Source organism: Mycobacterium sp. IDUB_24 (assembly GCF_055419385.1).
The window spans coordinates 1-21891 of record NZ_JBVAXO010000012.1 but is presented as its reverse complement, the minus strand read 5'-3'; the positions used below and the strand labels follow the sequence as shown (position 1 = coordinate 21891).

Annotated in this window: 1 pseudogene; it reads right to left on the bottom strand. The window is 67.3% G+C overall.

Features of this window, described 5'->3' with window-relative positions:
* A pseudogene (locus ACZYZF_RS29410) lies at positions 1–21891 on the bottom strand (non-ribosomal peptide synthase/polyketide synthase); the annotation flags it as partial.

Sequence of the window (21891 nt, the reverse complement as noted above, 5' to 3'; positions counted from 1 at the left end):
GCGGAAAAAGCACCGCCACCCGCCGACCCGGACCGACACCCAGCTCGACAAGCAAGTGCGCCAACCGATTCGCAGCCTGATCAAGCTCACCGTAGGTGAGGTGGCTGCCGTCGAAGGAAGCGGCCACCGCACCAGGATCACGAGCCACCTGCGCGGCGAACAACTCCGGAATTGAGGGTGACACCCCAACCGGTGCAGCTAGTGCCGCCCGGTTACCCCACTCGTCCAGCTCCTCGAGCTCATCGTCATCGTCCAGATCCATCGACAACAATCGCCGGTTGGCGTCGGCAGTCACGATTGTTGTGCCTCTCCGGTCATGGCCTCCAGCACCCGCTGGAAACGCCCGACGACTTTGTTCACGCGTTTGGCGGTGAACACGTCCGTGTCGAATTCGACACGGAGAACCAGTTCCGTCCCAGGCATGGCTTGCAGGGTCAGCGGATAGTGGTTGTATTCGCGGCCATTGACCTCCGTGATGGCCAGGCCATCGGCCATCGATGCCGCGACGGTCTCCACCGGATAGTTCTGGTAGACGAACAGGGTGTCGAACAACTGCTCGTGACCGACGGCGCGGTGGATCTCGCTGAGCGCCAGATGCTGATGGTCGAGGGTGTCACCGTGGCGGCGTTGCAGTTCTTCGAGCAGGCCGGCGATGGTGGTGTCCGCCGTGATGGTGGCCCGAACCGGCACGGTGTTGATGAGCAGACCGACCATCGAATCCGCACCTGCCACTTCTGCCGATCGGCCCGAGACCGCCACGCCGAACGCGACATCCTGCTGGCCGGTGAGCCACATCAGCACCTGCGCCCAGGCTGCTTGCAGCACAGTGTTGGCGGTGGTGTGTTGCGCGCGGGCGAGCTCATTGACGGCCTGGGTGGTGTCGGCGGGCAACCGGAACGTCTCGGTGGCCCGTCGCCCCGGCCGGGTCCGGTTCGGGGCAACCAGTGTCGGCGTGGCGAAACCCGCCAGCACGTCACGCCACGCGGCGTGGGCAGCCTCGACGTCCCGCTCGGCCATCCACGTCACAAATCTGCGATAGGAGGCGGGCGCCGGCAGGCGCTGTCCGTAGTAGCCGGCAAATATCTCTTGCAGCAGGATCGGCAGTGACCACCCGTCGAGCACGATGTGGTGATAGGTCATGACGAATCGGTGCTCGCTGTCGGCGGTACGGATCAGTGCCGCACGGAACGCCGATTGGTGCGCCAGATCGCAGACTGCGGCGCGTTCATCCGCACACAACCGCTGCACGTCTGTGTCCGTGGCCATTTCGAGGTACTGCCAGGGCACGTTGGGATCGGCCGGGATGACCTGCACCGGTTCGCCGAAGCGTTTGTCGAACCGAGCCGCCAGGTTCGGGTGGCGACCGACCACCGCGCGTACCGCCTCACCGAGCCGGTACGGATCCAGCGGGCCGGTGACCGTGATGTCGAGCTGCATGGCGTAGACATCGTCGCCATTGCCGTGGGTTGCGTTGGCCTGGAACAGGAGTCCCTGCTGCAGCGGTGTCAAGGGCAGCACGTCGGCAAGCTGGTGGTCCTGGCTGAGCTCGTCGATCTGCGGCTGAGTGAGATCGGCCGGGACGATGTCAGACGGAGTCAGACCGCCACCGCCACCGCGGACGTGTGCGCAGATACCGGCGAGAGCTTCGAACCACAGCTGGTTCAGTCGGCCGACCTGCGTCTCGTCCAGAGCCGAGGGAGCCCAGGTCCACGACGCGTAAAGACTTGGACCGGCTTCAGTTTCGGCCGTACTGGCGTTGACCTCCACGGTGTGTCCGAGTGGCATCGGAATGGCCGCCGCGGTCGCGCCGACCGCTGCCCCTTCGACGCTGACCTGCCACAGGCCGGTCATGTCCGCCTGTTGCGCCGCGCCGGATGCGCCCAGCCTGCCGAGGTAGTTGAATCCGATGGTCGGGTCGGGTCCCGACAGATCGACGTCGGGATTGAGATATCGCAACAGTCCGTAGGTCATTCCGTCGGGTAGGACACGCAGTTGTTCCTTGGCGTCTTTGATCACGCGGCCGAGTAGCGGACCGCCGGCCACCACTTCAGACCAGCTCAGCCCGGCCTGACGACGTCCGACTTCTCCTGCGACGTTCAGCACCACCGGGTACTTGGTGGTGAACCAGCCCACGGTGCGGGACAGGTCGATGTTTCGGTCGACGCTGCCACCCAGTTCTGCCAATTCCTCTTGACGGCCGTGGCCCTCGACATCGATGGCCACCGGCAAGGTGACTCCAAGGAACTGTGTCAACGCCAGACCGTAGGCGATGAGCAAAATGTCTTGCACCCCAGCGTGGAACGCTGCCGGGACCTCGCCGAGCAATGCCCGGGTGGTCTCGACATCCAGTGACGCGGTGAGGTGGCCGGCCGTGGCATACGTGTCCAAGCCGGGCTGCACGGCCGGCAGGACGGATGGAGTCGCCAACGCTCGTTGCCAGCCGTCGGCCTGATCCTCCACCGCGGCGGAGCGTGCGTGCTCACCGAGCAGTGCGGCCCACTGTCCGAAGGAGGTCCCCGTCGTCGGCAACGCCACCGGCTGCCCTTGACAATGCTGGGCCCAGGCGATGTTGAGGTCTTCCAGCAGAATCCGCCATGACACCGCGTCGACGGCCAGGTGATGAATGGTCAACACGAGCTGTCGGGTAGATGCCACCCACAGGGCACTCACCATGTCCCCGACCGCCGGGTTCAGCTGGGACCGGGCTGCCGCCAACGCCTCATCCGACAGCACGTCGACCGATTTCAGATGTGCTCGCGCCACACCCTTCTCGGGTACCAGGAGTGACCAGTTGCCGGCGTCGTCGTCCTCTGCACGCAGGCGCAGCATGGCGTGCCGGTCCAGCAGGGCGCTCAAGACCAACTCGGCGTCGGAATCGGTGGCTCCCGGCGGGGCTTGGATCACCACTGTCTGGTTGAACTGGTCGGTCGCGCCGCCGGCGCGGTTCACCTGTTCCAGCCAACGCATGATCGGGGTCGCCGCCACCGGACCGAGACCCTCGTCAACCGGGCCGTCGTCGCCGCTGGTCACTCCGACCACTTGCGCCAGCCGGGCCACAGTCTGTTCGACGAAAATGTCACGCGGACGGCACATCACGCCGCACGCGCGCGCCTGGGCCACCACCTGCATGGACAGGATGCTGTCGCCGCCTAGGTCGAAGAACGAGTCGTCGACCCCGACCCGCTCCAGTCCGAGAACCTGGGCGTAGATACCGGCCAGGATCTCCTCGACAGGGGTCGCGGGTGCGCGGTACTGATCGGCGTCCTGGTATTCCGGCGCCGGCAAGGCACGGGTGTCGAGTTTGCCGTTGACCGTCAACGGCAATGCCTCCAGCACCACGAGCGCGGCCGGGACCATGTAGGGAGGCAGTCTGTCGGCCAACGCATTTCGCGCCACGGCCGGATCCACCGACCCGGGTGTCACTTCGGTGACATAGCCGACCAGACGCTTGACACCCGGATGGTCCTCGCGGGCGATCACCACGGCCTGCCCCACGCCGTCCAGCCCACCCAGTGCAGCCTGAACTTCGCCGAGTTCGATGCGGTAGCCGCGGATCTTGACCTGGTCATCGGCCCGACCGAGGTACTGCAGCTGTCCATCGGCACGCCAGCTCACGAGATCCCCGGTGCGATACATGCGGGTCGCGGGCTCCCCCGGCTCGCCGAATGGGCAGGCCACGAAACGGGCTGCGGTCAAACCTGACCGGCCGAGATAACCGCACGCCACTCCGTCGCCGGCCACATAGAGTTCACCGACCACTCCGGGCGGCACCGGGCGTAGCCACTCGTCCAGTACGAACAGCGCCGACGTGGCGACCGGCGCTCCGATGGGAGCGGCGCCCGATCCGGCTTTCAGAGGCGCGCTCATCGACGCGTACACGGTGATCTCGGTGGGTCCGTAGGCGTTGATGACCACCCGCCCGGGTGCCCAGCGATCAACCACCTCTCCGGGGCAGGCCTCACCTCCGAGCAGCAACGCGACCGACTCGAGCCCCTGCGGAGACAACGCCCCGGCGGCTGACGGCGTCTGGGTGAGCACGTTGACCTGCTCGCGGAGCAGGAGGGCATGGAAATCGTCGGGCGAGCTCACGACCGACTCGGGTACCACTACCAGGCGCGCCCCACCCAGCAACGCGGCCCAGATTTCCCATACTGAGAAGTCGAAGGCATACGAATGACACTGCGTCCAAACCTGGTTCGCCGGAAGTTCCTCCGGCGTGGATCGGGCCAGATGCGTCAGGTTGTCATGGGTGACGGCCACGCCCTTGGGCAGACCGGTGGTGCCCGAGGTGTAGATCAGGTACGCGATGTCGTCGGGCGCCGGATTGGGAAGCGGCGTGGCCGGCTGGTCGGCCACCGCAGGATCGTGAAGGTCGATGACCTGCAGGCGATGACCGGCGAGCCGGTCAGCCAGACCGTCGATGGTGACCGCGACGACCGGTGCGGCATCGGCCAGCATGAACTCGACCCGGGCTGCGGGCAGCGCGGGATCGATCGCCAGATACGCCGCTCCGGTCTTCAGTGCCGCCAGCATCGCGACGATCGCGTCCGCCGAGCGGTCCAGTAGCAGGGCCACGCAGGTCCCGGGACCGGCACCGTACCCGATCATCAGGTGGGCCAAACGGTTTGCGGCCTCATCGAGCCCGCGGTACGTCAGTGGCCGGCCGTCCGAGGTCACCGCGACGGCCTCCGGAGCCCGGGCGACCTGGGTGGCGAACAAGGCAGGTACCGACACCGGTGTGCGTGCTGCCCCGGCCAACGCGGCCCGGTTGCCGATCACGTCGAGCCGGGCATGTTCGGCGGCATCGAGCAGGTCGATCGAGGACAGGCTCCGATTGGGATCGGTGGTCATCGCGACCAACACCTGCTCGAACCGGTCGATCAGCGTTTCGATGGTCGACGCGTCGAACACATCGGTGCGGAACTCGACCGTCCCGCCGATACCGGCGGGCCCGCCGGCCGGAGTTCGACGTTCAGCCAGCGAGAAGCTCACATCCATCCGCGCGGTGTGGGTGTCCGCCGGCATCTGGCTGACCTCCAGATCACCCAGCGCAAGCCCGGAACCGGACGCGTTGCCAACCTGCCCGGGCACGTTCTGCCACCCCAGTGCCACCTGAACCAACGGGTGATGGGTCAGGGAGCGCGTCGGATTGAGCCGGTCGACGAGCACTTCGAACGGCACGTCCTGATGCTCGTAGGCGGCCAGGCTGCGGGCCCGCACCTGGGCGAGCAACTCCGCCACCGTGAGGTCGCCGGCCAGATCGACTCGCAGCACCAGGGTGTTCACGAAGAAGCCGATCAGCTCATCCAGCGCGGGGTCTCGGCGTCCGGCGATCGGGAAACCCACTGCCACGTCGGAACTTCCGCTGAGTTTAGAAAGCAGAGCTCCGAGCGCGGCCTGCAGCACCATGAAGCTGGTGGCATTGTGCTCGCGAGCCACTCGGGCGATCTGCTGTTGCAGTTCGGCCGACCAGTCCAGGGCGATCGTGGCGCCGCGCTGGTCGGCTGCCGGCGGGTAGGGCCGATCGGTGGGCAACGCCACGCGTTCGGGCATCCCGGCCAGCGCAACCTGCCAATAGGCCAGTTGCGAAGCGATCCGGCTCTGGCTGTCGTCGAAGGCGCCGAACTGTGCGCGTTGCCACAGCGTGTAATCGACGTATTGGACGGCCAGACTTTCCCAGGCCGGGGCTTGGCCGGCGCTTCGGCCGGCGTAGGCCACCCCGAGATCGGCCACCAGCGGAGTGACCGACCAGCCGTCGGCAGCGATGTGGTGCACCACTGCCGCCAGCACGTGTTCGTCGTCGGCAAGGCGGAACAGCCTGGCCCGCAACGGAATTTCGGTCGAGAGGTCGAACGTGTGTCGGGCCGCTTCGCCGATTGCCGCCTGCAACCGCTCCGCTGTCCAACCGGTCGCATCGATCACGTCCCAACCGAACTGCGCGTCCTCGACCGCTATCACCGACTGCCGCGGAATTCCCTCGACCGCCGGGAAGACGGTACGCAGGCTTTCGTGGCGGGCCACCACGTCGGCCAGTGCCACGCCCAACGCGTCGACATCCAGCACTCCACTGATACGCAGCGCAGTGGCCATGTTGTAAACCGGTGACGGGCCCTGTAATTGGTCCAGGAACCACAGCCGGGACTGCGCGAAGGACAACGGAATCACCGCGGGCCGCTCGCCGGCCGTCAGCGGATCCAGTCGAGTCGATTCTCCGCCGATGCGGGGCGCCAGTTGTGCCACTGTGGGTGCCTCGAACAGCACCCGCACCGCAAGACCGGTGTCCAGGGCGGCGTTGATCGCGGCGACCAGACGCATCGCGGACAACGAGTCTCCGCCGAGATCGAAGAACGAGTCGTCGACCCCGACCCGCTCCACGCCGAGCACGCGGGCGTAGATCTCGGCCAGGATCTCCTCGGTGGGGGTCGCCGGGGCGCGGTAGTGGTCGATGTCCTGATACTCCGGTGCCGGGAGAGCACGGGTGTTCAGCTTTCCGTTGGGGGTCAACGGCAACGCCGCCAATTGCACGACGGCAGCCGGAACCATGTAGGCCGGCAACTGCTCGGCCAGCTGGGCGCGCAGCTTGGCCGGCTCCGCTGTTCCGGTCACGTAGCCCACCAGCCGCAAGGAGTCTGGCCGGTCCGTCCGAGCGATCACCGCCGCCTGCTCGACACCATCCAGCCCGACCAGCACGGCCTGAACCTCGCCGAGCTCGATGCGATACCCGCGGATCTTGACTTGCTGATCGGCGCGTCCCACGTATCGCAACTGACCTTCGGCGTCCCAGAACACCAGGTCGCCGGTGCGATACATGCGTGCTCCGGAACCACCGAACGGACAGGCGACAAAACGCGAGCCGGTCAGGTCCGCCCGGCCCACATATCCCAGACCCACGCCGCGGCCGGCCACGTACAGCTCGCCGACCACGCCGGGGGGCACCCGCCGCAGCGAGCCGTCCAGCACGAACAGTGCCGCACCCGCTACCGGCGCACCGATCGACGGCGCCCCCGACCCAGCTGTCAAAGGTGCTGTCCTGGAGGCACATATCGTGGTCTCGGTCGGGCCGTAGGCGTTGACCATCACCCGACCGGGTGCCCAACGGTCCACCACGTCGGCCGGGCATGCCTCGCCGGCCACCAACAACGCCACCCCGCCCAAGCGCTCGGGTGACAGCATCGCCACCGCCGATGGAGTCTGGCTCAACACGTCGACCTTCTCGGCAACGAGCAGGGCCTGCAGGTCCTCGGGTGACCGAGCCACCGATTCGGGCACCACCACCAACCGCCCGCCGTGCAGCAGCGCCCCCCAGATCTCCTCCACCGAAGCGTCGAAAGCATAAGAATGCCACTGCGTCCACGTCTGTCCGGCGAGGAATGTGCCCGGCGTCCCCAGCAATTCGGTCACATTGCGGTGCGTGATCGCCACGCCCTTGGGAACACCGGTGGTGCCGGAGGTGTAGATGAGGTACGCGACATCGTCCGGTCCCGGCTCCGCACGGCGCGTGTCCGCGACCCGGTCGACGTCCGGACGCGCGGCATCGGCGTCATTGACATCGATCACCGGCAGGTCGCACCCGGCCAGCCGGTCGGCCAGACCGGCGGTGATGATCACGGCGGCCGGCGCGGCGTCGGCGAGCATGAATTCGATCCGCGCATCGGGCAGTACCGGGTCGATCGGCAGATATGCCGCCCCGGTCTTGAGCACTGCGAGCATGGCCGCAACCGCTTCGGATGAGCGCTCCGCCAGCAACGCGACGCACGCCCCCGGGCCGACACCGTGGGCGGTCAGCTTGTGGGCCAACCGGTTTGCGGCCACGTCGAGTTCCAGATAGGTCATGCTGCGGCCGTCGACGGTGATCGCCACCGCCTCGGGCGCGCGGACAAGCTGTCGGGCGAACAGCGCGGGGACAGACACGGCTGCCCGGTCCGGCTCTGGCGTGGTCAACACCGCCCGGTTGCCCCAGCCGTCGAGCCGGGTGTGCTCGGTCGCATCGAGCAGGTCGAGCGACGAGAGCCGCTGGGTCGGGTCGGCGGTCATCGCCGCCAGCACGCGCTGCCACCGGGCGACGAGTGCCTCGATGCTGGCCGCGTCGAACACATCGGTGCGGAATTCCACCGCCCCGCCGATCCCCGCGGGCTCACCGTCGGAGGTCCAGCGTTCTCCGAGGGAGAATGTCAGGTCCATGCGCGAGGTCTGGGTGTCCACCGGAAGCGGCGTCACCTGCAGATCGCCCAGGCTCAGCCCATCCGCCGGACCGGTGTCCTGCCAGGGAAGGTTCTGCCAGGCCAGCGCCACCTGCACCACGGGATGGTGGGTCAGGCTCCGGGTCGGATTGAGCCGCTCCACCAGAACTTCGAACGGCACGTCCTGGTTCTCGAAGGCGGCCAGGGTGCGTGTCCGCACCTGGGCCAGCAACTCCGCCACCGTGGGATCCCCGTCCAGATCTACCCGTAGCACCAGGTTGTTGACGAAGAAGCCCACCAGCTCATCAAGAGCTGCGTTGCCGCGCCCGGCGATCGGGAAGCCAACGGCCACATCGGAGCTCGCGCCCAGCTTGGACAACAATACGGCGAGGGCGGCCTGCATCACCATGAAGTTGGTCGCGCTGTGCTCGCCGGCCACCTCGTTCACTCGCTGCTGCAACTCGACAGGCCAGTCCACCGCCAGCGTGGATCCGCGCTGGTCGGCAACCGGCGGGTACGGACGGTCGGTCGGAAGCGTCAGGTGTTCGGGGAGGCCCGCCAGCGCCTCTTCCCAGTAGGCCAATTGTGCGGCGATCGGACTGGCGGTGTCCTCGAGATCACCGAGCTGCGCGCGCTGCCACAACGTGTAGTCGACGTACTGCACCGCCAGGGGCTCCCAATCGGGTGCCTGTCCTGTGCTCCGGCAGGCGTATGCCACGCTCAAATCGCGCACCAGCGGGGTGAGCGACCAGCCGTCTGCGGCGATGTGGTGCACCACCGCCACGAATACGTGCTGGTCCTCGGCGACGCGGAACAGCTTTGCCCGGAAGGGGATTTCGGTAGCGAGGTCGAAGCTGTACCGGACCGTGGCGCCGATGGCCTCTTCCAGGGCGCCCGCCGGCCAGTCACCCGCATCGACAACGTCCCAACCGAAGTCGACGGTGTCGGCGGAAGTCACAACCTGCTGAGGTGTTCCATCCGGTGCATCGAACACCGTGCGCAGGCTCTCGTGGCGAGCTACCACATCGGCGAGCGCCGCACCCAACGCGTCGGCGTCCAGGCGCCCGTGCAGTTGCAGACCGACCGGCATGTTGTACACCGGGGACGGCCCCTGCAACTGGTCCACGAACCACAACCGGTTCTGGGCGAACGACAGTGGGATCACCGCCGGGCGGTCACCGGCCACCAGCGGCTGCAGCCCCCCTGCGCGTTCACTGACGCACGCCGCCAGTTCAGCGACCGTGGGCGCTTCGAACACCGTTCGGACCGAAAGCTCGGTGCCCAGGCCGGCATTGATCGCCGAGACCAGGCGCATCGTCGAGACGGAATCACCGCCCAGATCGAAGAACGAGTCGTCGGCGCCCACCCGCTCCACACCGAGCACGCGCGCGAAGATTCCGGCCAGGATCTCCTGATCAGGACCGGCCGGTGCGCGGTAATGACCGGCGACCTGGAAGTCCGGTGCCGGCAGCGCACGGGTATCGAGTTTGCCGTTCACCGTCACCGGCAGCGCGGCCAAGGCGACCACCGAGGCAGGAACCATGTAGCCGGGCAGCCGTTCGGCCAGCGCGGCACGCGCTTCGATCGGATCGGCGGTCCCGGTGATGTAGCCAACCAGTCGCTTGTCGCCCGGCGTGTCCTCGCGGGCGATCACCGCCGCCTGGTCCACTCCCCCGAGTGCGGCCAGCGCAGACTGGATTTCGCCGAGTTCGATGCGGTACCCGCGGATCTTGACCTGTTCGTCGGCGCGGCCGAGGTAGTCCAACTGTCCGTCGGCGCGCCAGCGCACCAGATCGCCGGTGCGGTACATGCGCGACCCGGGCTCTCCGAACGGACACGCCATGAACCGCGACGCGGTCAATCCCGTGCGACGCCAATACCCCACGCCGACACCGGCACCCGATAGGTACAACTCGCCGACCACACCTGCCGGCACCGGGCGCAGCCACTCGTCCAGTACGAAGAACGCCGCCCACGCCGTGGGCGAGCCGATCGGCGGTGCCCCCGAACCGGCCGCCAAAGGCGTACTGGCACACAACCACATCGTGGTCTCGGTCGGACCGTAGACGTTGACCATCACGCGTCCCGGTGCCCAGCGATCCACCAATGCCGGCGGACAGGGTTCGGCCCCGATCACCAACGCTGTGCGTTCCAGGCCTTGTACCGGCAGCACACTAACCGCCGACGGGGTCTGCGTCAGCACCGTGACCTGTTCACGCATCAGCAGGGCGTGGAAGTCCTCCGGTGAGCGGGTCACCGAATCGGGCACGACCACCAGTCGCCCGCCGTGCAGCAGGGCACCCCAGATCTCCCACACCGAGAAGTCGAACGCATACGAGTGGAACTGCGTCCACACCTGTCCCGGCTCCAGCGGCACGCCGATCTGCAGCGAGTCGAACAACTGCGCCACGTTGCGCTGGGTGACCGCGACTCCCTTGGGCTGCCCGGTGGTGCCCGAGGTGTAGATGATGTGGGCCATGTCGTCCGGAGCCGGCGGCGTCAAAGCCGTGCTGGGCTGGGCCGTTATGGCGGGGTCGCCGATATTGCTGCCGTCGAAGACCATCAGTCCGTCGAACCGGTGGATCAGTGCCGTGGTGGTGACCGCGGCGATAGGAGCGGCGTCGGTCAGCATGAACTCGACCCGGGCCGCCGGCAACGCCGGATCAATCGGCAGATAGGCGGCGCCGGCCTTGAGCACAGCCAAGATCGACACGATCGCCTCGGCCGACCGGGGGAACATCAACGCCACCCGTTCGCCGGGGCCCACCCCCTGGCTGACGAGCAGGTGTGCCAACCGATTCGCGGCCTCGTCGAGTTCGCGGTAGGTCATGGATTGGTCCCCGCAGACCAGCGCCACCGTCTCCGGCGCACGTGCGACCTGCGCTGCGAACAACTCGGGTATCGAGGCAGGCTGCGCCAGGTTGGACAGCACTGCCCGATTGCCCCACCGTGCCAGGCACGCCCCCTCGACCTCGTCGAGCAGGTCCAGCGCCGACAATTGGCGTCCTGGAGCAGCGGTCATCGCCTCCAGGACCGCTTCTATCCGCTTGGTGAGAGTTTCGATGTCGGCCGGGTCGAAAACATCGGTGTCGTACTCGAGACGCAGCCGGAGTTCGTCGCCGGGTATGGCCTGCATCGTCAGCGGGTAGTCGGTGGATTCGTGACTGGTGAATTCGGTGATCTCCAGCCCGTCGTCCACGCCGGACAGGGCGCTGGTGTCCACCGGGTAGTTCTCGAACACGAACAGCGTGTCGAACAATCGATCGTGGTCGGTGATGCGATGGATCTCGCTGAGCGAGAGATATTGGTGCTCAAGCGTTCTGGTCTGCGCTGTTTGCAGATGGTCGAGAAGGTCGGTGGTGGTGGTCGCCGCGGTGATGTCCGCCCGTACCGGCACCGTGTTGATCAGCAGGCCAACCATCGATTCCGCGCCGGCCACCTCGGCCGGTCGCCCCGAGACAACCGTGCCGAAGGCGATGTCACGCTGACCGGTCAGGGAGTTCAACAGCAACGCCCACGCGCCCTGCAGCACGATGTTGACGGTGGTGTGGTGTGAGCGTGCCAGGTCAGTGAGCGCCCGCGTGGTCTGTTCGGACAGCCGATGCGCCCGCACGCCACGGCGTCCCAGCCCGGACTTCTGCGACGGGCCGACCAAGGTGGGGGTGTCGAAGCCGGCCAGCACCTCGCGCCAAGCCGCGTGCGCGGCGGCGACATCGCGATCGGCCAGCCACTCGATGAAACTGCGGAACGGCGTGGCGGCCGGCAGCCGAAGTCCCTGGTAGCCGGCGAAGATCTCCTGCAACAGGATTGGCAGCGACCACCCGTCGAGCACGATGTGGTGATTGGTCAGCACGACCCGGTGGCGGTTGAGTCCGGTGCGGATCACCGCCACCCGGAAGGCCGGCGGGTGGGCAAGGTCGCAGACCGCGGCACGTTCCTCGGCGCAGACCTGTTGAATCTGCTCCTCGGTTGCCGCCGCGCCCAATTCGACATACCGCCAACCCGCACTGGGATCGGCCGGAATGATCTGCACCGGCTCGTCGAACTGCTCGCAGAACCGGGCCGCAAGGTGTGGATGGCGGTTGGCCACTGCCTGTACCGCATCGCGCAGCCGGTGCTCATTGAGCGCGCCGGCGACGGTGATGTCCAGTTGTACGACATACAGATCGTCGTCGGGTCCCTCTGCGGTGCTGCTGTGAAAGACAAGCCCCTGCTGCAGCGCGGTCAGCGGCAAGATGTCCGCGATCCGGTACTGCCGGGCCAACTCGTCGATCTCGCGCTGGCCGAGCCGGGCAGGTGCGATGTCCGATGGCGTCAAACCGCCTCCGCCATTTCGCACGTGCTCGCAGATGCCGGTCAGCGCGTCCAGCCACAGTTGGCTGAGGCGGCCGACTTGGGCTTCGTCGAGGGCCGAGAGCGCCCAGGTCCAGTTGGCTTGCAGATGCGGGCCGGTATCGGTGTCGACGGTGCCGGCGTTGAGGGCCACGGCGTGGGTCAACGGCATCGGTATCGCCGCAGTCACACCGGTCGCCGACAGGCCTTCGGCCGATATCTTCCACAGCCCATCGGTCGCCTCGGCGGATCCCCCACCGAGGCGACCCAGATAGTTGAATCCGGCTGTCGGGTCAGCCGTCTCGAGATCGACGTCGGGATTCAGGTAGCGCAGAAGTCCGTAGGTCAGTGGATCCGGCAGAGCCCGAAGCTGCTCCTTGGCGTTCTTGACCGCAACGCCCAACGCCGTGTCTCCGGAGACCACCTGGGCCCACGACAGACCACCGGCGAAGTTCAGGGCCACCGGGTATTTCGTGGTGAACCACCCGACCGTGCGGGACAGGTCGATGTCAGCGGCGATGTCCTCGTGCCGCCCGTGACCCTCGACGTCGATGGCAATCGGACCGCCACCGGCGCCGGCGAATTCAGCCAGCGCAAGCCCGAACGCAATCAACAGAATGTCGTGTACCCCGGCGTGGAACGCCGTCGGTACCGCGCCGAGCAACATGCGGGTGGTCTCGCCGTCCAGCGACACCGGCAACTGGCCGGCGGTTTCGTAGGTGTCCACTTCGGCGCGCATCGCGGGCAACGCCGCGGGTGCTGCCGCGATGCGCCGCCACTGCTGCGCCTGGGCCACAACGTCCGGGTGGCTCGCGTAAGAGTTCAGCAGTTCGGCCCACCGTGCGAATGACGTGCCGGCGGGCGGCAGCACGACCGCCTGTCCGTTGCGATGCTGTGCCCAGGCGAAGTTGAGGTCTTCCAGGATGATTCGCCACGACACCCCGTCGACCACCAGGTGGTGAGCCACCAGTACCAGCTGGGTCGTCGAGGACACCCACAGCGCGCTCAGCATCACCCCGGCGGTCGGGTTCAAGCGCGCCCGTGCCGCCACGAGTGCGTCGTCGGTCAGTGTCTCCACCGATTGCACGCACTCACCTGCGACGACCGAACCCGGTTCGGCTGCTGTGAACGACCACTCGTCGGCACCCTCTTCTGCGGCGCGCAGCCGCAACATGGCGTGCCGATCCAGCAAGGCCTGCAACAGGGTTACGACGTCGGCTTCGGCCACACCACCGGGAGCCTGCACCAGCAACGTCTGGTTGAACTGGTCGACCGGGCCTTCGACATCCTGCAGCCACCGAACGATCGGGGTGGCCAGTACCGGTCCGACGCCTTCGTCGAGCGGGCCGTGTGATCCGGCGGCCGCTCTGGTTACCTGAGCCAGCCTGGCCACCGTCTGCTCGACGAAGACATCACGCGGGCGGCACACCAGGCCGGCGGCGCGGGCCCGGGCGACCACCTGCATCGACAGGATGCTGTCGCCGCCGAGGTCGAAGAACGAGTCGTCGACTCCGACCCGCTCCAGACCGAGAACCTGGGCGTAGATGCCGGCCAGAACCTCTTCGACCATGTCTGCCGGGGCCCGGTAACGCTCCCCATCCCTGGAGCTTTGGCGGTAATCGGGTGCGGGAAGTGCTCGGGTGTCGAGTTTTCCGTTCACCGTCAACGGCAGTGCATCCAGCGCCACCACCGCGGCGGGCACCATGTAGGCCGGAAGTCGCTCGGCCATCTGGGCCCGGATCCCGGCGGGATCCGCGGTGCCGGTGAGGTAGCCGACCAGCCTCTTGTCGCCGGGACGGTCCTCACGGGCGATCACGACCGCCTGCTCGACACCGTCGAGCCCGGCCAAAGCGGCCTGAACCTCACCGAGTTCGATGCGGTAGCCACGGATCTTGACCTGCTCGTCAGCGCGGCCCAGGTATTCCAGCTGACCATCGGGCCGCCAGCACACCAGGTCTCCGGTGCGGTACATGCGGGCTCCGGAACCGCCGAACGGACAGGCGACAAACCGCGAGGCGGTCAACCCGGTGCGGCCGACATAGCCGTATCCAAGGCCCGCGCCTGCCACGTACAGCTCACCGACGACACCGGCCGGCACCGGACGCAACGACTGGTCGAGGACGAACAGCGCGGCTCCGGGAACCGGCGAGCCGATCGGCACTCCGCGGCCAGGTTCGAGAGGCGCACTGATCGCCACGCACATTGTCGTCTCAGTGGGACCGTAGGCGTTGATCATCACCCGCCCGGGAGCCCACTGCTGCACCACCTCGGGTGGGCAGGCTTCACCGACCACGACCAGCGCCGCCGACTCCAAGCCCTCGGTCGGCAACACCCGTACCGCCGAGGGTGTCTGGGTGAGCACGTCGACGTGTTCGCGGACGAGCAAGGCGTGGAAGTCTTCCGGCCAGACCGTGATCTCCTCGGGTACCACCAGCACCCGCCCACCCCGAAGCAGGGCGCCGAAGATCTCCCATACCGAGACGTCGAAGGCCAGCGAATGGCACTGCGGCCATACGCCGGGGTGTGGCAGCCCGGCATCGAGTGTCTCGAGTAGTTGCGTCACGTTGTGGTGAGTGACGGCAACACCCTTGGGCACCCCGGTGGTGCCTGAGGTGTAGATCAAGTAGGCGATGTCGTCTGCGTCCGGCGTCGGCAGTGCACTGCCCGACTGATGGCCCGTCGCGGGTTCGTCGGTCGCGCCGGCGTCGATGACGGCGATGCCGCGCCCCTGCAGCCGGTCGATCAGATCGGCAGTGGTGACGGCGGCCACCGGCCTGGCGTCGTCCAGCACGAAATCCAGCCGCGTATCGGGCACCGACGGATCGATCGGCAGATACGCCGCACCGGTTTTGAGGATTGCGAGGATCGACACGATCGCCTCGGCCGATCGGTTGAACAGCAGCGCGACACACTGGCCGGGCGCGGCACCCTGACCGATCAGCGAGTGCGCCAACAGGTTCGCGGACTCATCGAGTTCCCGGTAGGTCCACGAACGCTCACCACAGGTGACCGCCACGGCCGCGGGCATACGCGTCACGTGTTCGGCGAACAACGCCGGAACCGACACGGCCCTGGGTGCCTGACGGTTCAGCGTGGCCTGATTGCCGATCGCCGCCAGGTGCGCATGGTCATCGGTAGCGAGCAGGTCCACCGACGACAGCCGCGCCGCCGGGTCGGCAGTCATCGCGGTGAGGACCCGCTGCAGGCGGGCGACCAGTGTTGCGATGGTGTCGGTGTCGAACACGTCGGTGCGGAATTCCACCGTCCCGCCGATGCCGGCCGGTTCGCCGGCCTCGGTCCGGCGGTCAGCGAGCGAGAAATTCAAATCCATTCGTGCGGTGTGGGTGTCCACCGGCAGCTGGGCAACCTGTAGATCGCCCAACCCCATCCCGGCGGCGGAATCGTTGATGTCGTGCCCGGCGATGTTCTGCCACGCGAGCGCCACCTGGATCAACGGGTGGTGGGCCAGGGACCGAGTCGGGTTGAGCCGTTCCACGAGCACCTCGAACGGCACATCCTGGTGGTCGAACGCGGCCAGACTGCGCGCGCGCACCTGAGCCAGGACTTCGCCGACGGTCGGATCACCCGCGAGGTCGACCCGCAGGACCAAGGTGTTGACGAAGAAGCCGACCAGTTCGTCCAACGCCGGATCACGGCGCCCGGCGATCGGGAAGCCCACCGCCACATCCGAACTCGCGCTCAGCTTCGACAGCAGCGTCAACAGCGCCGCTTGGACCACCATGAAACTGGTCGCATTGTGCTCGCGCGCGAACCGGGCCACCTGCTGCTGCAACTCGACCGGCCAGTCCACCGCCATCGTCGAGCCCCGCTGATCGGACATCAACGGGTAGGGCCGATCGGTGGGTAGCGCGACACGCTCGGGCATCCCGGCCAGAACACTCTGCCAGTAGGCCAACTGCCCCGCGATCCGGCTGTGCCCGTCCTGAAGGTCACCGAACTGGGCACGCTGCCACAACGTGAAATCGGCGTACTGCACCGCCAGGTCGGCCCACCCGGGTGCCTGCCCAACGCACCGACTCGTGTAGGCCGCCCCCAGATCGGCCACCAGAGGGGTGACCGACCAACCGTCGGCGGCGATGTGGTGCACCACTGCGGCCAGCACGTGCTCGTCCTCGGACAGGCGGAAGAGCTGGGCCCGCAAAGGGATCTCGGTGGACAGGTCGAACGCGTGCCGCGATGCGGATTCGATCGCCGCCTGTACACGCGCCGCCGTCCAATCGGTGGCATCGACCACATCCCAGCCGAATTCGGCCTGTCCGGGGGCCACCACCACCTGGCGGGGAATGCCGTCGGGCGCGGCGAACAACGTCCGCAAGCTCTCGTGGCGGTCCACCACGTCGGCAAGTGCGGCGCGCAACGCCTCGACATCCAGTGCGCCGCTGAGCCGGAAGGCGGCCGTCATGTTGTAAACCGCTGACGGACCCTGCAATTGATCCAGGAACCACAACCGCGACTGGGCGAACGACAACGGAACCACCGCGGGCCGCTCACCGGCCACCAACGGCTCCAACTGGGCCTCGTCCCCGCCGATGTGGGAGGCCAGTTGGGCAACCGTGGGCGCATCGAACAACGAGCGCACCGCGATGCCGGCCTTCAGCGTTCTGTTGATCGCGGCGACCAGGCGCATCGCAGATAGTGAGTCTCCGCCCAGATCGAAGAACGAATCGTCGACACCTACCCGATCCAGGCCCAGCACACGGGCATAGACGTCGGCCAGGATCTCCTCGATGGGGTTGGACGGTGCCCGATAGCGATCGGTGCCGGTGTAGTCCGGTACCGGAAGGGCGCGTCTGTCGAGCTTGCCGTTGACTGTCAGCGGCACCGCATCGATCGCCACCACCGCGGCCGGGACCATGTAGCTCGGGAGCCGCTCGGCGACCTGGATGCGGATCTGGCCCGGGTCGGCGGGGCCGGTGATGTAGCCGACCAGGCGCACGGGGCCGGCGTCGTCCTCGCGGGCGATCACCACCGCCTGTGCCACTCCGTCGAGAGCGGCCAGAGCGGCCTGCACTTCCCCGAGTTCGATGCGGTACCCACGAATCTTGACCTGCTCGTCGGCGCGCCCGAGGTACTGCATTTGACCGTCGTCGCCCCACCGCACCAGATCGCCGGTGCGATACATCGTTTGGCCCGGGGCGGTCCCCGCGCTCCCGAACGGGCAGGCCACAAACCGCGACGACGTCAAACCCGCGCGACGCCAATAACCGACGCCCACACCGCGACCGGCGATGTACAGCTCGCCGACCACCCCGGGCGGCACCGGACGCAGCCAGGCGTCCAAGATGAACAACGCTCCCCCGGCCACGGGCTTGCCGATGGGAACCACCGGCCCCGGCGTCAGCGGTGCGCTGATCGACGCGTACACCGTCGCCTCGGTGGGACCGTAGGCGTTGAGGATCACTCGACCTGGGGCCCAGCGCTCTACCAGTTCAGGCGGACAGGCCTCACCGGCCACCACCAACGCCGCTGCATCCAGACCCTGCGGCGAGATCATGCCCGCCGCCGAAGGAGTTTGGCTCAACACGGTGACGCGTTCGGCGACCAGCAGCTCATGGAACGCATCGGGTGATTCGGCGACCTGTTCGGGCACCACCAGCAGACGCGAACCATGTAGCAGTGCACCGAAGATCTCCCACACCGACACGTCGAAGCTGTACGAGTGCCACTGCGTCCACACTTGACCCGGCCCCGACGACACGTTGGTGTCGAACAAGCCGAACAGTCCGGGCACGTTCCGGTGCGGGATGGCAACGCCTTTCGGGACGCCGGTCGTGCCCGAGGTGTAGATGATGTAGGCGATGTCATCGGGTGCCGGGCCCGAGGGTGGGGTGCAGGGTCGGCCGGCCACCGCCGGGTCGTTGACGTCGACGACGGGAACGCCGCACCCGTCCAGGCGGGACCGCCGGTCGGACGTGGTGACCGCGATAATCGGCGCGGCGTCGGCCACCATGAACTCGATGCGTGCGAGCGGCAGGGACGGGTCCACCGGGACGTAGGCTGCCCCGGTTTTCAGGACTGCCAGGATCGCCACGATGGCGTCGGCCGATCTGGAAAACAGCAGCGCCACAACCTCGCCCGGGCCTGCGCCGCGATCGGACAACAGGTGCGCAAGCCGGTTGGCAGCGTCATCGAGTTCCCGGTAGGTCATCGACCGGCCGTCGAAGGTGACCGCCACCGCGTCGGGTGTACGCCCGACCTGCGCGGCGAACAGAGACGGAATCGACTGCGCAGTGGCCGGTTCAGCCAACGCCGACAGGTTGCTCCACTCGTCCAGGCAGGACCGCACAGCCTCGTCGAGCAAGTCGACCGACGACAAAGCCCGGCGCGGATCGGCCGTCATCGACGCCAAAACCGTCGTCAGCCGCTCGACGAACGCCTCGACCGTGCCGAGGTCGAAGACATCGGTGTCGTATTCGACGCGCAAGCTCATCTCGCGGCCGGGCAACACCTGCACCGCCAGCGGGTAGTGGTTCGACTCGCGGAAATCGAACTGGGCGACGGTCAATCCGTCGACGCCCAGCGGCGCGGTGGTGTCGATCGGATAGTTCTCGAAGACCAGGAGGGTGTCGAACAGCTTGTCCTGGCCGCTGATGCGGTGAATGTCGCTGAGCGCCACGTGTTGGTGCTCGAGCGTGTCGTTGTGGGCGCCTTGCAGCTGAGCCAACAGGTCCGCGGTGGTGGTTGCCGGCGTGAAGGTGGCCCGCACCGGCACCGTGTTGATCAGCAGGCCCACCATCGAATCCGCGCCGAGGACCTCGGCCGGACGCCCCGAGACCGTCGTGCCGAATGCGACATCATGCTGGCCGGTCAGCGAGCTGAGCAGCAGCGCCCAGGCGCCCTGCAACACCACGTTGGCGGTGGTTTGATGCGACCGCGCCAGGTCGCCGAGTGCCCGGGTGATCTCTTCGGACAGCCGGAATGACTCAATGCCTCGTTCTCCCAGACGCTCTCGGACGGCTGGGCCGACCAGCGTGGGAGTGTCGAAGCCGCTCAGCCTTTCCCGCCACGCCGCGTGGGCGCCGTCGCGATCCCGTTCGCCGAGCCAGGTGACGAAGTTGCGGTACGACGGGGCTGCAGGCAGCCGTTGCGCAGCGAGGCTTGCGAAGATCTCCCGCAACAAGATCGGCATCGACCAGCCGTCGAGCACGATGTGATGCGCGGTCAGGATGAATCGGTGCTCGTCGTCTCCGACACGGATGAGCGCGCCACGGAAAGCCGGCTCGTTCCGGAGGTCACAGACCGCGGCGCGTTCGGCGGCACAGATCTCCTGAATCTGGTTCCGAATCTCAATGTCGTTGGCGTCCAATTCTACAGACCGCCACGGCACCACCGGATCAACGGGAACGACCTGCACCGGTTGCTCGAACTCTTCGCAGAACCGGGCCGCCAGATGCGGATGGCGCGCGGCGACCATCTGGACCGCATCCCGCAGCCGATTCTGATCGAGTGGCCCACGCAACGCGATGTCGAGCTGCATCGCGTAGACGTCGTCTGAGCCTTGTGCGCTGCTCGCGTGGTAGAGCAGTCCTTGCTGCAACGGAGTCAGCGGCAACACGTCCGCGACGCGGTACTGCCGGCTCAGCTCGTCGATCTGCCGCTGGCTCAGCTCGGCGGGCGCAAGGTCGGACGGAGTCAGTCCGCCACCACCGCGCCGGACGTGCTCGCAGATGCCGGCCAGGGCCTCGAACCACATCTGGCCCAATCGGCTGACCAGCTCGTCGTCGAGCGCCGAAAGCGCCCACGTCCAATCGGCATTCAGTTGCGCGCCGGTGTCGGTGTCGATGGTGGCCGCGTTGAGCTCCACGGTGTGCCCGAGGGAGGTGGGCACCGCGCCGGCAATGCTCGTCAACGTGAAGCCGTCGGCGCAGAGCTGCCAGACATCGGCGGACGCATCGTCCGCGGTCGCACCCAGGCGGCCCAGATAGTTGAACGCGACGGCCGGGTCAGGTCCCGCCAGATCCACTTCGGGGTTCAGGTAACGCAGCAGGCCGTAGGTGAGGCCGTCTGGCAGGGCCCGAAGCTGCTCTTTGGCCTCTTTGAGCGCGGCGCCGAGCGCGGCGTCACCGGCGAGCACCTGGCCCCAGGACAGACCAGCAGCGAAGCTCAGGGCCACCGGGTATTTCGTGGTGAACCACCCGACCGTGCGGGACAGGTCGATGTCAGTGGCGATGTCCTCGTGGCGGCCGTGCCCCTCGACATCGATGGCGATCGGGGCGGCGCCGGCGCGCGAGAATTCAGCCACCGCCAAACCGAATGCAATCAACAGGATGTCGTGTACCCCAGCGTGAAACGCGGCAGGCACTTCGCCGAGCAGCATCCGAGTGGTCTCGGCGTCCAGCAGCATCGACAGCTGCCCGGCGGTCGCATAGGTATCGACCTCCGGTTGGGGTGCGGGCAACGTTGCCGGGGTCTCGGCAATCTGCCGCCACAGCTGCGCCTGTTCCCTGACGCCCGAGTATCCCGCAACGTGAGTCAGCAGATCGGCCCATCGGCCGAATGACGTGCCGGTATCCGGCAGCGACAGCGGTTGCCCGCCGAGCTGCTGGGTCCAGGCGATGTTGAGGTCCTCCAACACAATTCGCCACGACACGCCGTCCACGGCCAGGTGGTGAACGATCAACGCCAGCTGATGCGTCGAAGTCATCCACAGTGCACTCAGCATCATCCCGGTGGCCGGGTTCAACCGTGCCCGTGCCGCCACCAGTGCTTCATCGGACAGCACATCCACGGTGTGCAGGCATCCGGCCGCGTCGACCGCGCCCGCCTCGGGCACCGTCAATGACCATCCGCCGGCACCGTCGTCCTCGGCACGCAACCGGAGCATCCCGTGTCGATCGAGCAATGCCTGCAACAGGTTTACGACATCAACTTCGGTGGCAGTCGTGGGCGCCTGCAGCAGCACCGTCTGGTTGAGCTGGTCGATCGGCCCGTCGGAGCGCTCCAGACCCTTCAGCCAGTGCATGATCGGGGTCGCTGCCACCGGCCCCAGACCCTCATCGGCCGGCCCGGCCGCCGCACCGGTCGTCTCGACCACCTGAGCCAGGCGGGCCACGGTCTGCTGGACGAAAATGTCCCGGGGGCGGCACACCAGGCCTGCCGCGCGGGCGCGTGAGGCCACCTGCATCGACAAGATGCTGTCTCCGCCCAACTCGAAGAACGACGCGTCGACACCGACGCAGTCCAATCCGAGGATCTGGGCGTAGATGCCGGCCAGGGTCTCTTCAACGGGTGTCGACGGAGCCCGGTAGTCATCGACATCGTGATACTCGGGTGCGGGCAGTGCTTTCTTGTCGAGCTTGCCGTTGACGGTCAACGGAAACCCATCCAATGCGACGACCGCCGTGGGCACCATGTAAGA